13 protein-coding genes are annotated in these 15071 nt (G+C 62.2%); 10 read left to right on the top strand and 3 right to left on the bottom strand.

All coding sequences use genetic code 11. From position 1 onward, the window contains the following. The first annotated feature begins 112 nt into the window (after positions 1-112). The 4 genes from E0L93_RS00260 (at position 113) to E0L93_RS00245 (ending at position 3742) form a co-directional block, all read left to right on the top strand. Positions 113-1033: a golvesin C-terminal-like domain-containing protein gene (locus E0L93_RS00260; RefSeq protein ID WP_132687107.1), complete on the top strand. Its 921-nt coding sequence runs from the start codon at positions 113-115 to the stop codon at positions 1031-1033. 87 nt (positions 1034-1120) lie between these two features. Further along, positions 1121-2005 carry a polysaccharide pyruvyl transferase family protein gene (locus tag E0L93_RS00255; RefSeq protein ID WP_165874048.1) on the top strand — a complete coding sequence of 295 codons (885 nt, stop codon included), beginning with the start codon at positions 1121-1123 and terminating at the stop codon, positions 2003-2005. Positions 2006-2182: 177 nt separating this feature from the next. Beyond that, on the top strand, positions 2183-3118 hold the full coding sequence (locus tag E0L93_RS00250) for a glycosyltransferase family protein (protein WP_132687104.1): 936 nt from the start codon (positions 2183-2185) through the stop codon (positions 3116-3118). A gap of 3 nt (positions 3119-3121) precedes the next feature. Further along, complete coding sequence (locus tag E0L93_RS00245) at positions 3122-3742, top strand: sulfotransferase family 2 domain-containing protein (RefSeq protein WP_132687103.1); 621 nt, start codon at positions 3122-3124, stop codon at positions 3740-3742. Between the two features lie 34 nt (positions 3743-3776). Here the strand turns inward: E0L93_RS00245 and E0L93_RS00240 are convergent, their stop codons facing one another. Together E0L93_RS00240 and E0L93_RS00235 are read right to left on the bottom strand one after the other, a co-directional pair. Next, complete coding sequence (locus tag E0L93_RS00240; RefSeq protein WP_132687101.1) at positions 3777-4850, bottom strand: sulfotransferase; 1074 nt, start codon at positions 4848-4850, stop codon at positions 3777-3779. A 195-nt stretch (positions 4851-5045) separates the two neighbouring features. Continuing rightward, positions 5046-5849: a glycosyltransferase family 2 protein gene (locus tag E0L93_RS00235; RefSeq protein ID WP_243638038.1), complete on the bottom strand. Its 804-nt coding sequence runs from the start codon at positions 5847-5849 to the stop codon at positions 5046-5048. Positions 5850-6179: 330 nt separating this feature from the next. On the opposite strand from E0L93_RS00235, the gene E0L93_RS00230 reads away from it, so the two are divergent. Together E0L93_RS00230 and E0L93_RS00225 are read left to right on the top strand one after the other, a co-directional pair. Next, positions 6180-7181, top strand: coding sequence for a methyltransferase domain-containing protein (locus E0L93_RS00230; RefSeq protein WP_132687097.1), 1002 nt, complete (start codon positions 6180-6182; stop codon positions 7179-7181). Continuing rightward, positions 7171-10023 (top strand): glycosyltransferase, encoded by a 2853-nt coding sequence (locus tag E0L93_RS00225; protein WP_132687096.1) that lies wholly within the window; start codon positions 7171-7173, stop codon positions 10021-10023. Before E0L93_RS00230 ends, E0L93_RS00225 begins: the two co-directional genes overlap by 11 nt. Here the strand turns inward: E0L93_RS00225 and rfbD are convergent. Next, positions 9984-10826 carry a dTDP-4-dehydrorhamnose reductase gene (gene rfbD / locus E0L93_RS00220; protein ID WP_132687094.1) on the bottom strand — a complete coding sequence of 281 codons (843 nt, stop codon included), beginning with the start codon at positions 10824-10826 and terminating at the stop codon, positions 9984-9986. The genes E0L93_RS00225 and rfbD overlap by 40 nt on opposite strands. Before the next feature lie 205 nt (positions 10827-11031). Here rfbD and E0L93_RS00215 point away from each other — a divergent pair, with 205 nt between their 5' ends. From E0L93_RS00215 to E0L93_RS00200, 4 genes are read left to right on the top strand one after another with little or no spacing between them, the layout of a single operon-like run. Then, entirely contained in the window at positions 11032-11826 is a 795-nt protein-coding gene (locus E0L93_RS00215) for an ABC transporter permease (protein WP_165874047.1), read from the top strand. After that, positions 11823-13151, top strand: coding sequence for an ABC transporter ATP-binding protein (locus E0L93_RS00210; RefSeq protein ID WP_165874046.1), 1329 nt, complete (start codon positions 11823-11825; stop codon positions 13149-13151). Before E0L93_RS00215 ends, E0L93_RS00210 begins: the two co-directional genes overlap by 4 nt. Before the next feature lie 5 nt (positions 13152-13156). Next, positions 13157-14173 carry a glycosyltransferase family 2 protein gene (locus E0L93_RS00205; protein WP_132687088.1) on the top strand — a complete coding sequence of 339 codons (1017 nt, stop codon included), beginning with the start codon at positions 13157-13159 and terminating at the stop codon, positions 14171-14173. Next, the gene (locus E0L93_RS00200; RefSeq protein ID WP_132687086.1) at positions 14170-15054 is read left to right on the top strand and encodes a glycosyltransferase family 2 protein; all 885 of its coding nucleotides are present in this window, start codon (positions 14170-14172) and stop codon (positions 15052-15054) included. Before E0L93_RS00205 ends, E0L93_RS00200 begins: the two co-directional genes overlap by 4 nt. Positions 15055-15071: the final 17 nt, after the last annotated feature.

Below are 15071 nucleotides of genomic sequence, written 5' to 3'. Positions count from 1 at the left end.
CGGAAAGCGCCTCTGCCATAGAGGAGCGCGCCGAATGGTAAAGCCGGATGCTTGCGGAACCCCGGCCGAAACGGCGCAACCTACCCCTGCAGTGCTGGAAGGGAGCTGCTAAGTGGCAAGACCGGACTACCAGCGGGCCAAGTGGTACGGGGCGCACAGCCAGAACTACTCCTCAGCCAACCGTCCCTCCTCAAACCCCATAAACAAGATCATACTCCACATAACCGAAGGGTCGTGGTCTAGCGCCATAAACTGGTTCAACGACTCAAGGGCTCAGGTCTCAGCTCACTACGTGGTGCGCTCTTCTGACGGCTTCATCGGCCAGTGCGTGGAGGAGAAGGACATAGCCTGGCATGCCGGCAACTGGCCGGTGAACCAGACCTCAATCGGCATAGAGCACGAGGGGTTTGGCAACGACCCCAAGTGGATGACCGATGCTCTCTACAACGCATCGGCGCAGCTTTCGGCCTATCTGTGCCGCAAGTACAACGTTCCCATAAGGCACGCCCAGAGCGCTTCTGAGCAGGGCTTTCTCTTTCACCGGCAGGTGACCTCCACACACTGTCCGGGGCAGTACTTCGACATCAGTCGCTATCTGAGGCGTGTGCGGCATTACGCTGCTTACAGGCAGAGGGTCGACAACGCCAACTCCAACCGCTTCAGAGCTTCAAGCAACTGGGGAACCAGCTCATGGAACTCCCAGCGCTGGGGCAAGGACTACCGCTACGTTCGCCCTGCGAACGTCCAAGATGCAGCGCGGTTCAAGTTCAGGATCCCCCGGCGGGGAAGATACGCTGTATTCGCCTGGTGGCCGACGGATCGCGGCTACAATAACCGGACGCGGTTCCTGATCCGGACTACCGACGGCTGGAAGAGGCGGGTAGTCAACCAGCGCCAGAACGGCGGCCGCTGGGTCTGGCTGGGGACCTTCAACATGCCCGCCGGAGACCGTTGGAACATCCGCATTCCGCGCAGAAGCAGCGGCAAGGGCTACATAATTGCCGATGCCGTTCGGATTGTAGAAAGACCCTAGAAAATACTGCAGAGGTTTACCTCAAGAACATCTGCAGTCATACTTGTGCCCTGGATTCGATGCAGCAGGAGATCAAAGGAGTTACCCGTGCCGGTTTTCAAGCACCAGGCAAGCTTTGAAGCGAGAAGGTTGAGCGCGTTCGTGAACCTGGAGGCTGGCCTCCTGCGGGGTAAAGCTTTATCCTTCAAGAGTCTTCAACCCGGGAGAAACGGTCCCTATCCGGTGCCGGTATCTCTGGCGAAGAGCCGCCAGAAGTTGTTGGGCGCGATCTCCGGCTCTCCCAACCTGACCTTCATCAGGGCCGGAGGCAACATCGGCGACCACCTCATCCGCGCAGGAACGCGCCAGCTCTTATCGGGCAGGCACTACGAGGAGATCTTTATCAATAAGCCTCAGGCAGCGCGGCAGGTCCGAGGCCACACGGCGATCGTTACCGGAGGCGGCGGATGGTGCCGGCCATTTCACGGCACGATGCCGAAGATCCTCCCGGTCATCGAGAAGCGGTTCGAGAAGGTGGTAGTGTTCCCCTCGTCGGTGGACACCGCAGTCCCCGAGGTTCGAGAGATACTCGGAAAGACGAAGGCTACCGTCTTCGCGCGGGAGCGCAGGTCATACGAGCAGCTCAAGGAGCTGTGCAATGCGGACCTGGCTCACGACTGTGCCTTCTTCTTCGACTTCAGGCCGTACCACCGCCCGGGCAAAGGAACGCTCACGGCCTACCGGACCGACGCCGAGGCGGTATCCGATGAAGTCCCGCCGGGCAACGAGGACATCTCGCTCTCCTGCCGGGAGCTGGACGAGTGGCTGTGGAAGATAGCCCGGCACAAATCGGTCGAGACCGACCGGGCGCACGTGATGATCGCCGCAGCCATGCTCGGCAAGCGGGTCAGGTACCGCGCAAGCAGCTATCACAAGGTCCCTGAGATCGCGGAGTACGCTCTGAAAGGCTTTCCCGTTGAGCGTATGTCTTGAGCAACGTCTTTCGCTTGAACCTATACTATTGTTACGGTAGTTTGGATAAAATGCTAAGAGAGATCGGCGATTGCCGCAACCAGGGCTGGTTAGTTACCTATATATCCGGATGCCCGGCAGCTCAAGCTTGCAAAGATACCCGGGGCACGTTCTGCCGCCGCACTCGAGGAGGATGGTGTGACTGAGGCAGGAGACCGGCGAGAGTGGGAAAACCGGGAGGGGCTTGAGGAGTACGCTATCCGCTGGAACTGGGTCACAGAACCATCAAGCTCAGGCTTCACCGCCGTCCTTAGAGTCAAAAACGAGGCAAGGTCCCTGCCCTGGGTGCTGCCCGGCATCCTGCGCTCGGTGGAGCGGGTAGTTCTGGTGGACAACAAGTCTACCGATGATACGGCGGAAGTGGCAAGAAGGGTTGCCCGGCAGGAGGGTCTGGAGGAGCGGTTGCAGATCCTCTCTTATCCTTTTGAAGTCTCCCGCTGCGGGCCCGAGCACCTGAGCACATATCCGGACTCGGTGCACAGCCTCACCTACTTCTACAACTGGAGCTTTTCGCACGTACGCACCCGCTATGCTCTGAAGTGGGATGGGGACATGGTGCTCACTCCTGAAGGCGAGCAGGTGCTGCGGGAGCTCTCTTGGCAGCTGGAGGGCGTAGATGGGGCTATTGCTATGCCCCGCGCTCCGGTCTACGTCATGAACGAGCGCGTAGCCTACCTCGATACCTTTCCAGGGAAGGCCGAGCCGTGGGGCTGGCGGAACTCTCCGGCTTACACCTTCAAGAAAGCCTTCGATTGGGAGCTGAGGCTGCCTGAGCCGGGCGACCCGGTAGTAAGGCTCCCGGACTTCGTGTGCTTCGAGCTGAAGTGGCTGGAGGCAGAGGAGTTCGCTCACTGGTCCCACACAGATTTCAAGGCCACGATCAACGCCCGCAAGCGGCGGGAGTGGGAGCTGTTTCACGCCCTGCGCGAGGGGCGCTCTCCGCCCGAAGGCGTCCTCCGTGTAGAGAGCCCGGCCGGGATGCACGTCATAGAGCATATGCGTGACATCTACGCGTCTCTCAAGCGCCGGGCTCACACCCCGGACGAAAAACAACCTGTCTCGGCAAGGAGTTGAGCCATGCTCATCGCTCCCAAGAAAGGATTTGTCTTTCTCGCCACGCCCAAGACCGCTTCGACCTCGATCGAACGCGCTTTTCAGCCTTATGTACAGGCATTCCTGAAGGGGAACCCGTTCAAGCATACTACGTATGCCGGCTTCCAGCGTTTTCTGCAGCCGTACCTCGCCGCTCAGGGCTTTCCGCGCGACTCCTACGAGGTGATATGCGTCCTTCGGGAACCGATCGACTGGCTCTCAAGCTGGTGGAGGTACCGGACGCGGGACGAGCTTCGGGGGCACCGCAACTACGCGGGTCACGTCTCGTTCGAGCAGTTCGCCCGGGCTTACATGGAGGGTAGCAAGCAGTTCGCCCGCGTGGGCCGCCAGTACAATTTTGTAAGGCCCCGACCCGGAGAGCGGGAATTGGACCGCATCTTCCGGTACGACCGGCTCGACCTGCTGGTCGAATACCTGTGCGAGAAGGTTGGCAAGAAGGTGGAGGTGGGGTTCAGTAACGTCTCGCCCGAGCGGCCTTTCGCTCTGTCTGAAGAGTGCGAGCGGGAGCTGCGCGAATTTTTCGAGCCGGAATACCGCATCTACGAGCGGGCGATCGGCGGGCGCGAGGCGGCCACGGCCAGCTAGGTGAGAACCCCAGAAGCGCGGAGAAAACGACTTCCTAGCTCAGGTATCTCTTCTCCAGAATCCGGAAACCGCGTTTGAGCCTGAAGAGCGGGGCGAATCTGCTGCGCGACATCCTGTGGAGTATGTACTTCAGGTCCCTCTCCGCAGCTTCCAGCTCGGATAGGCGCTTCAGGGGCACAAACCTTTTCCCCTCCTGTTTCAGAAGCTCCTCAAGGAAGCGCACCTTGAAGCTCAGGAACTCCGCATCCATCCGGTGCGAGTAAGCCTCACGAGGCACGTAGAGCCCTTCGTCGCCGACATTCAGGCGGTGGAGAGCCTCGGGCATTCCCGCCAGTCTCCTGGTCCTCTGCCCTATCTCCTCCAGCTCTTCCCACACCTCCGCCGCCTCGCTGATAATGTCCTCGTTGGACACGGGGTGTCCTTCACGGTCCCGGGCGGTCGCGCCGGCGTCGAAGACTCCGGAGGTCGGCACTTCGTGGAGACCCAGCTCCCAGCGCTCGTTGAGCACGTTTACCAGCGGAAGTCCGTCCCGGAGCATGTCCATCGAGACGGCCAGCACGTCCTCCCGGTGAGTACGAGCGAACCTCAGCAGAGCCCGGTTGTAGGTCAGCCACATCTTCAGGGCGAGATCCGGGACCTTCCAGAACCTGTAGTGCAACGATGTTTCATCCCCGCCCCGGATCGCGTGCTCCGCGTGTCTCCGGTGCAACGAGCGGCAGACCCGCACGGGATCTCTGTACACCAGCAAGACCTTCGATTCCGGTAGTATCTCCTTCCACGTCTCGAGAAAGAGGCACACCCGCGGGTCCTTGAACCCCCAGAGTCTATGCTCCGCGTTGCGCCGCCCGGCGAGGTCTTGCATTTGTCTTCTGTGGAGCTCTCCGATAGCGAGCGAAGACGATCCGCACACCTGCCACGTGAGGCCATTGTCGGCCAGAATTCGCTCGTGAAGCTCCAGTACCTCAAGGTCCTCGAAGTGACCGTGCGGGTTGCTGGCATGTTCGGAGAGCATGCGGTCGCCCAGGAACAACCCGGCCCGGTGCAGTATCTGGGCCGTGAGCGAGGTGCCGCTACGGTGAAAACCCGCTACTATGACCTGCACGGCCACGGGTGGTTATTCCCGCCTCTCTTGTCCGCTCTGCCGCCCGGTTCTTCCGGCCCGGCTCCGGCCATCACCGCAAACCAAGTCTTGTTATCGCGCCGCATCTCCCTCCAGAGATCTCTAGCCGGCTTCTCTAGCCCGGTCTGCCCGCAACCGTATGATAACCGAGGGGCGACCGGAGCCGCGGATCATCTGTGGTGTCTAGCTTGCTGCCCAATCCGCAGAAATATGCCGCTCGCGCGGGTCTGAAGGGTCAAGCTCGCTATCGGAAGTATAGGTTCTGAGCTCGCTCTGAGAAGGCAGCAGGATTCTCTCTGCCTCCAGCCGGGCTCGCCAGCCGTGCCAACCGCGCTCCAGTTCAGTCCGCTCGAAACTGCGCCTTCCGTACTTGTCCAGCAGGTGCTGCGGGCTCAGGAAGAGGTAGTGTTTCATCTTGAACTTCTCAGAATACAGCTTCATACCCGGGAAGCTCAGCCTGTGACCTCCATGCTGGCCAAGCCCCACCGGGCCCCTTTGCCGCCGCCAGGCCCGCATAAGACGCGGCTCCTGAAACGAGCCAAAAGGGTAGTACCAGCGCATCGTTTCCTGATAGTCGGGACGGTCGTGGTCGGGAGACTCACGGGTGGGTACGAAGACGAATTCCTGGAAGTCCACCGCATTGCAGCCGGCTCCCTCAACCTCGGCGAATGCTTCCGCAAGTGTCTGCTCCGGGCGGGGTGGCAGGTGAACCTCATCGGCATCTACATGCATGAACCAATCCCCGTCTAGCGTACGGGACAGCTCGTCCTTCCGGTTGAGGATTGCCTGCCACCGGTATAGCCCGTGATTCCGGGGGAAGGTTTCGAGGCCGATCAGACCGCGTCCAAGGTACTCTCTGGCGATCTCCACGGTCCCGTCGGTCGAGCAGTTGTCTATGAGATATACATCCACTCCCTGTCCGGTAAGATGCTCTATACAGTTGCGAATAAAGCGCTCTTCGTTGTAGGTGGCCAGTATCGCGACCACGCGCACCGGTCGACCCGGCCGGCTCCTCCGGAACCGTTCTAGAGCCCTTCGGGAGATGCCGGGCCCCGCTCCGACCAGTGACTCCAGCTTCTCCCATGTTTTTAGGATCTTCTGCGTTCTGCGTAGCGACATCCGTAAAGCCTCAAAGCATTAAAGCCGACGGCAGTAATAAACAGTAGCAGCTGCCGGCAGATTTTTGGAGATCCCGAGAACTTCCGGCCTCAGCGGGTGGCTGCCCGGCTACGGGCGTTCTTGACGGGCAGCCGCTTTGCGTACACTATATTCCAGGTTTCACAGAGGATACTGCCTAATGAGGAGCGAGCCGCTTAGATGAACGCGATTCAGCGCCCGAGAAACCTGCCGCCGGAGAACGCCGAGGCAGCCTACAACCGGCTGATGAGCTACCGGTTCGCCCGGCGCTACATAGAGGGCAGGGATGTAGCTAATATAGTCCGGGACTATCCGGCGTACGGCGTGCGCCTGTTGGCGGAGAGCGCCAGCTCTGTAGCGGTACTGTCCAGCGTACCCGAGTCTCAGGAGCTGGTATCGAACGTGTTCTCAGCGCCGGACACCAGCTACGAAGCAGTCGATCTCCCCGGGATTCCTCACCGGGGAGGCAGCTTCGACGCGGTTCTCGCTTTCGAGGTTATAGAGCACCTGGAAGCGCCGGAAGAGTTCGTGTCGGAGGCGAAGCGGGTTCTGAAACAGGACGGAGTCTTCCTCACCTCTACCCCGGACAAGCAGACCCATTCAAACGCCCGCAATCACAGGGATCTGGAGCACAAGGGCGAGATGTACGTTCCCGAGCTGCGGGAACTGCTGGAGCGGCACTTCGACCACGTCCGGATCTACCGGCTGGGGGCGGTTGCCGGCGGAATAGTTTACGGAGACGCTGGTGCTTCGCTCGAAATCGAGAGCGCGGATTTCCACGCCGGCGAGGTCTCGGCCGGCTTGACTCCCCCGGCTACCCTCTTTACGCTGGCGGTGTGCAGCGACTCGGAGATACCGGATACCGGAAGCCCGCGTCTGCTCCTGGATCGCTCCCGGCTCATCTTCGATGAGTGCGACGGACACCGCGAGGACGTACATCTCCTGCGGGCGGAGATAGAGCACATGCAACAGACGGAGGTCCAGGCTTTCCGGGAAGCGCTGATTCTGGCTGCCAGCGAGAACATTCTGGATGAAGTCCTGCGCCGCCTGAACCTCACGGAGAAGTCCTACGCCGGGCGAATGGTAAAGCTCCTGTACCGGACCTGGCGGGCCACGGGCCCGGTGCGCCGCGGAGCATCCAGGATACTGGGCAAACTCCGGCAGAGAGCAGATGGCGACTGATTCCACCGCGAAATCCCAGGGCTCCGTGAGAACCTACGTCCGGGACATACGCTCCTCCTTCGTCAGGTTTCAGTATCCCGCCTGGGTGAGAAACAACCGGCTGAAGGCCCGGGATATGGCCCGCCTGCGGGAAGAGGCAGCGGGCTTTGAGTACAGACCGCCGGTGAGCTTTATCATGGCCGTTCGCGATCCGCGCCCGGAGCGCCTGAAGCGCGCCCTGGATTCGATGCTGAGCCAGGTTTATCCCGGTTGGGAGCTACGTATCTGTAGCAGCTCCGCGACCGGTCCCGTAAGAGACGTACTCGCCCGCTACGAGCGGCTGGACGGGCGGATCAGGGTCGAGCGGGCGGAGCCAACGGCCGGCGAGCCGGAGATGCTGAACTCGGCGATCTCCGGCGCGGCGGGAGAGTTCGCCGGCATCCTGGGCCAGGAAGATGAGCTCGCCCCGGATGCCCTCTTCGAGGTCGTCCGGTTACTGCAGGAGAACCCCGCAGCGGATCTCATCTACACCGACGAAGACCAGTTGGATGATGGGGGAGAGAGATTCGCTCCCGTCTTCAAACCGGACTTCTCGCCGGACCTTCTGATGTGCCACAACTACGTAGGCCGCCTCTGCATCTACCGTCGATCGCTGCTGGGAGAGGTCGGCGGGTTCAGACCGGAGCTCGACGGCGCTCACGAATACGACCTCCTGCTGCGCGTTACAGAGAGGACGGAGAACATCTACCACCTGCCCCGGGTACTCTACCACCGGCGGGTTCACCGGAGAGACAGCGGGCGCGCTCAGAAGAGCTCCGGGCGGGTGCTCTCCGAAGCGCTCGAACGGCGCAGGATAAGAGGGACCGTAGAACCGGGCCCCCGGCCCGCCACCTTCCGGGTGAGGTATGAGATACGCCAAACCCCCAAGATAAGCATAGTCATCCCCACCCGGGATAATGCGGCCTTGCTCAGGCGGTGCGTGGAGAGCATCGAGCGGCTTACCACCTATCCCAACTACGAGATAGCCATCGTGGACAATGACAGCCGGGACCCGCAAACCCTGGGTTACCTTGCCTCAACCCCGCACAAGGTTCTGGAGTTCCGGGAGAAGTTCAATTACTCCAGGATCAACAACTTCGCCGTCTCGCACACGGACGGAGAGCATATTCTTTTCCTTAACGACGACACAGAAGTCATCTCTCCCGGCTGGCTGGAGGCCATGCTGGAGCACGCCCAGAGGCCCGAGATAGGGGCCGCCGGAGCCAAGCTAATCTACCCCGATGGACGCATCCAGCACGCCGGTGTTCTGCTGGGAGCGGGGAGCGTGTGGATGCCGGGGATAGCGACGCACTCCCACCAATATTACCCCGTCACTTCTTCGGGATACGGAGGAGCACTAGAACAGGTGCGCAATTACAGCGCGGTCACCGCGGCGTGCATGATGCTGCGCCGGGCGGTGTTCGAAGAGGTCGGCGGCTTCGAGGAGAGCCTGCGAACCTCGTTCAACGACGTGGACCTCTGCTTAAAGATCAGAGAGCGCGGATACCGGATCGTCTACACGCCCTACGCCGAGCTCTACCACTACGAGTCTGCCAGCCGCGGCTACGTTAACAGCTCCGAGGGGGCTCTATACATAAGGGAACGCTGGGGCGCGGCGCTGGACGAAGACCCCTACTACAACCTCAACTTCTCCTTGGGCGGCGGGGACTTCAACCTCCGGGCCGACATGCTGCGGCCCCAAATCCTCCGCCCGGAGAGCACCCAGGAAGACGTGAAATCGTGGAAGGATCCCTGGAAAATGAGCAATGAGGAACTCAGAAGATACGTCAGCAAGCAGCGGGCCAACGCCCGCAACTCGCGCCGGACGACTCTGATCCCGGCCGCCAACCGGTACATGCCGCCTCCTCCGGTCCGGAAGGCCGCCCGGGTCGGCGGGCGGGGTAAGAACCTGCTGAGCCGGCTGTTCCCGAGATTCCGCAGAGGTCCGGCCCTTGCCAGCGGGCGAGAGAGTCACCTGAGCGAAGAGCAGTTCGTCTGGATCTTCGGCTCCCCGAGAACAGGCAGCACCTGGCTGAGCCGGATCGTTCAGGAGCAACCGGACCAGAGCCTGTGGTTCGAACCTTACGTGGGAGCACTCTTCGGCCAGTTCTACGAAAGGCTGAAGAACGACGAGCGGCTGCTGAATAGCCGGCCGTTCATTCTAGGAGAACCTTACCGCGAGGAGTGGCTGAGAGCGATAAGGACCTTCATCCTCGACGGCGCCGAAGTCAGGTTCCCGAAGCTGAAGCGGGACCAGTTCCTCTTCGTCAAAGAGCCCAACGGCTCCATAGGAGCCCCCCTGATAATGGAGTCCATGCCGAACAGCAGGCTGGTCTTCCTGATCCGGGACAGCCGGGACGTGGTCGCCTCCCGGCTGGACGCGATGAGAGAGGGCAGCTGGAGCCGCTCGAACCAGGACTACAGCACCCCCAAGAAGCTCAAAGCCGCTACCCGGCGGATGGCCGAACAGTACCGCCAGGTAGTCTCCCTGGTGAAAGAAGCCTACGACAAACATCCCGGCAGGAAGGCCCTTGTTCGCTATGAAGACCTGCGGCGGGACACCTTCGGGACCCTCAAGGCCATGTACCGGGACCTGGGGATAGCCGTGGACGACGAACGCCTGCAGGTCGCTATCGAGAAACACAGCTGGGAGCGCATCCCGCCCGAGGAGAAAGGAACGGGCAAGTTCTTCCGCAAGGGCTGCATCGGCGGCTGGAAGGAAGACCTCTCAGATGAGCAGGTCAGGATAATAGAGGAGGTAACGGGGCACCTGCTCTCAGAGTTCTACGGCCCGGCAGAGGCGGCCCCGATGCGCTCCAGGTAATCGGCCAGACCCTCCCGCCAGTGGCGCAGTTCGGGGCTGCCCAGGGAAGATAGAACCCCGTTGGCCGGCCGGGCCGCCGGGAGCGGATACTCCGAAGCGGGGACCGGCAGCACCTCTACCTCGCGGCCGGAGAGCTTAAAGATCTCCCGGGCGAACTCATACCAGGAGCAGAAGCCCGCGTTCGTGATGTGGTATATGCCGTACATCCCGGACTCGATCACCCGGATCATCCCTCCGGCCAGATCTCTGGCGTACGTGGGAGAGATGAACTCGTCGTCCTTGACCTTGAGCGTGTCTCTCTCGCCGGCCAGTCTCAGCATGGTGCGGACGAAGTTGCGCCCCATGCCGTAGACTCCGGCGGTCCGCACTATATAGAAACGGGAAGAAAGGCACTTCACGTACTCCTCCCCGGCCAGCTTCGTCCGCCCGTAGGCGCTGATGGGGTTCGGGAGATCGAACGGCTCGTACGGACGGCTGCTGCTCCCGTCGAAGACATAATTGGTGCTGACGTGGAGCAACTCGCAACCCAATCTCTCGCCGTACTGGGCCAGGTTGCGTGGCCCGAGGGTGTTGACCCTGTAGGCCAGGCCGGTCTCTTCCTCACAGCTGTCCACGTTGGTGTAAGCCGCAGCGTTTATGACCAGCCCGGGCCTGTGCTTCCTCAGCGATCCTTCCACGGCCTCCGCGTCAGATATATCCAGCTCCTCCCGGGTCAGACCGATGACCTTATACCCCCTGGCGGGCATCAGCTCCATCAACTCCAGGCCGAGCTGCCCGCCCGCTCCTGTTACCAGAACCTTCATCGGCGCGTTCCCTCCGCTCATTTCAATTAGCCGACCGGCATCTGTAAAATTTACAGCGGCCCGAACGTGATCGCCGGGGCGAACGGCCGTTCGCCGCCCTAGTTGCCCCCGGAGATATCGGGTAGACTTGCTGCTTGCAACATACCAGAGATGGATCGAGAAGACATTGTCTGCCAGCAATCCTAAAACCAGACTCGGCTCCGTCTTGAACGCCCTCTACGGACTCTACGACCGGCGGTGGCTGGCGATCTACTTCGTGCAGCGCCAGCTCTTCCAGAGCACAAAAGGGTCTTTCCTGGGTATCTCGTGGCTGATCCTGACCCCGCTGCTGATGATCGCCCTTTACACTCTGATCTTCTCGGAGATAGTGGGGCTCAGGTTCCGCCAGGTCGATAGCGTGGCTAACTTCGGGCTCTATCTGTACTGCGGCCTGATCCCTTTCATGGCCTTCGGCGAGACGCTGAACAAGTCTGTTATAAGCATCCGGAGAAACTCGGGCCTGGTGCAGAAAGTTGTCTTCCCGCTGGAGATCCTGCCGACGAGTACGGTGGTTACGGCCTTCATAACCCAGTTCTTCGGGCTGGCGGGACTTACGGTCCTGCTGGCCATCGTGGAGCGGGAACTGCACTGGACCATGCTGCTCCTGCCGATGATCATGGTCCCGCAGCTCATCTTCCTGCTGGGGTTGGGGTATCTGGTTGCGGTCCTCGGCACTTACCTGCCGGACCTCAGGGACACCATGCAGGCCGTCGTGCGGGCCATGTTCTTCTTCACCCCCATAATCTGGCCCGAGGAGCTGGCCCGGGAACGGGGTCTGGGGTTCATAGTAGATTACAATCCGCTCGCGTATATCGTTAGGGCTTACAGGAACCTCGTCCTTGAGGGCGTGATACCGGATGGATCGCAGTTGTTGGTCTTTACGCTGCTGTCCGCGATCCTGCTGGTTGGGAGCTTCCTGCTCTTCGTGCGGGCAAAATGGAACTTCGCGGACCTGGTATGAAGACCGCGATCTCGCTCACGGACATATCCAAGAGGTACCGGATATATCCCGGCCAGTGGGACCGGCTGGTAGAGGTCCTGAGCTTCGGGCGTGCGCAGCGCGGGCATGACTTCTGGGCGGTAAGGAACGTGAACCTCGAAGTGGATCGGGGCGTGAGCCTCGGGCTGCTCGGACGCAACGGAGCCGGGAAGAGCACGCTGTTGAAGATAATCTCCGGAGTGCTGCGGCCTACGAGCGGAAGTGTAGAGGTCAACGGCCGCCTCGCGGCCCTGCTGCAGATCGGGGCGGGTTTCAACCCCGAGTTTACGGGACGGGAGAACGTCCTGATAAACGGTCTCATCCTGGGCCTGAACCGCAAGGAGATCATCCAGCGGTTCGATGAGATAGAGGCCTTTGCGGACATCGGGGAGTTCATGGACCAGCCGGTGAAGACCTACTCCAGCGGGATGCGAGCCCGGCTGGGTTTCGCTGTGGCGGTCAACGTCCAGCCCGATATCCTTCTGGTGGACGAAACCCTCTCTGTGGGAGACTCGGTCTTCAAGCAGCTGGGCCTGCAAAAGATGCGCGAGCTGCGGGAATCCGGAACCACGATCGTATTCGTCTCTCACAGCGCGGGTATGGTAAAGAGCTTCTGCGATGAGGCTGTCCTGCTGCACAAGGGGAAGCTCCTCTTCCGCGGCGAAACCAGCGAGACCCTGGACTACTACCAGACCCTTCTCTCAAGTGACGTCGCGCAGCGCAAAGCAGAGACGCTGAAGCCCGGCGAAACGCTGGACCTGGAGTCGTTCAAGAGCGAAGCGGCCTCCGGAGAACCGGAGTTCAAAGCCGGTTCCCAGATCGGGGAGCGCCGCGCCCGCAGCATCCGACCCGGTACGGGGGAAGTGAGGATCCGGCACGTGGAGATCTTGAACGACCAGGGGATGCCGGCGGAGTGGGTGGATCCTGGCTCTACTATGACCGTCAGAATCCACCTGCAGTATATGGAGGATGTCGAGCGGAGCTCGCTGCGAATAATCCTCCGGGATAGGACCGGGTTGGACGTGTTCTCGACCAGCACCTTCCGGGAGAAAAAGCCGCTCGGAGAACGCAAAAAGGGCGAGCAGGTGATAGTAGACTTCACCTTCAAGGTGCTGCTGGCGAACGGACAGTACAGCGTAAACGCTTCCGTATCTCAGGCCGGGAACAAGTACATGGACTGGGTGGACGTAGCGGCGACCTTCGAGATCACGCGCCCTCCACGCCCGATTCAGGGGATAGTTCAGCTGCCTACAGAGGTGGAGATACACGAACCGGCCGGCAGCCGCCGGTCGGACGAGCCTGCCTGAGCCCGGTGAACGCCCGCGCCACAGTAGTCGTCCCGAACTGGAACACCCGCAGGTTCCTGGGGCCGTGCCTGCGCTCGCTGCGGGAGCAGTCGTTCCGGGGTTTCGAGACGGTCGTGGTGGATAGCGGATCTGAGGACGGCTCGGCGGAGTTCGTCCGGCGGGAGTTCCCGGAGGTGCGCGTGATAGAGCTCGGCGAGAACCTGGGCTTCTCGGCGGCGGCGAACGCCGGGATCCGGGCCTCCCGGGGCGAGTACGTGGTGCTCCTGAACAGCGACACGGAGCAGGATTCGGACTGGCTGGCCGCCCTGGTGCGGGCGGCCGAGGCGCGCCCGGAGGCCGGGCTCTTCGCCAGCAAGCTCGTGGACTTCCGCGACCGCCACGTCCTGGACGGCGCGGGGGACGCGCTGCGGCGCAGCGGCCTGCCCTACCGCCTCGGCCACCGGGAGACGGACCGGGGCCAGTTTGACCGGCCGGCTTTCGTCTTCGGGGCGTGCGCGGCGGCGGCCCTGTACCGGCGGAGCATGCTGGAGGAGATCGGGCTCTTCGACGAGGCCTTCTTCGCCTACTGCGAGGACGGAGACCTCTCTTTCCGCGCCCAGCTCGCCGGCTACCGCTGCCTCTACGTCCCGGACGCCGTCGTCTATCACGTGGGGAGCGCCTCGACCGGCGGTAAGCGCAGCGCGACCGCCACGCGCCTGGGAACCCGCAACGGCATCAACCTGCTGGTGAAGAACCTGCCCGCGCCGCTTCTGTGGCGCTTCCTGCCGTACTTTCTGGCCGGACAGCTGGTGCGGTTCTTGATCTGCGCGGCCTCCCCATCCACCCTGAGGGCTCACCTGCAAGGGCTCGCGGAGGCGGTGCGGATGCTGCCGGAGATGCGCGAAAAGCGGCGCGAGGTGCAGGCGGGGCGCAGGGTCCCGGTAGGGTACGTCCGGCTGCTGCTGCGGGAGTCCTCCCGCGCGGCGGGCGCAAGCCTGCTGCGGCGGCTGCGGGACGAGCTTATCAGGAGAGGCAAGCGGTGAGGTTCTCCGTAATCCTGGTGAACTACGACTCCTGGTATTTCACCCTGGAGGCGCTCGAGTCCCTGCGCGCCACGGGCTACGGCGGCTTCGAGGCCATCGTCGTGGACAACGACACCCGCCCCGTCCCGAAACTCCCGGAGGGCGTCCGGCTCCTCCGCAACCACCGGAATTTGGGCTTCGCCCGGGCGTGCAACCGCGGGATCTCGGCCTCCCGTGGCGAGCACGTGGTGCTGCTGAACCCCGACTCCCTGGTGAGCCGGAACTTCTTCGAGCAGGTGGAGCGTTTCCTTGCGGAGAACCCGCAGGTCGGCATAGCGGGACCGAAGATCGTGGAAACCGACGGCAGCATCCAGCGCTCGGCGCGCAGGGAGCTGGGCCCCCTGGCCGGGATCGCAGGCCGCACCTCGCTCGTCGCCCGGCTCTTCCCTAAGAGCCGGCTGGCACGCAGCCAGTTCCTCTTCGCCGAAGAGCTGCCGGAGCCCGCCCCGGCGGACTGGGTCTCGGGCGCGTGCATGGTACTGAGGCGGAAGATGCTGGACGAGATCGGGCCGCTGGACGAGCGCTTCTTTATGTACTTCGAGGACGCAGACATCTGCAAGCGGGCCTGGCAGCACGGCTGGGAGGTCCGCTACCTGCCCCACGTAGAGGTCCTCCACCACACCGGCGGATCCAGCCGCAACCGTATCGGCGCCATCCTGCGCTTCCACAAGAACGCCTTCCTCTACCACCGCAAACACGGCCCCTACGGACCGCTGCACCTCTACACAGCGCTCACCGCAGCGGGCCTCGCCGCCCGTACCCTGGCCAAGCTGGCCGGCCTGCCGGCGGGCCGGCTGAGAGACCTTTGCCGGAAGCGCCGACCCAACCGCAGCGGGCGCTAACGAAGGGTAGAGCATGA

The organism is Rubrobacter taiwanensis, from assembly GCF_004337705.1.
In the GTDB taxonomy this organism is placed as follows: Bacteria; Actinomycetota; Rubrobacteria; order Rubrobacterales; family Rubrobacteraceae; genus Rubrobacter_C; species Rubrobacter_C taiwanensis.
This window is presented reverse-complemented; position numbering and strand designations above follow the sequence as displayed.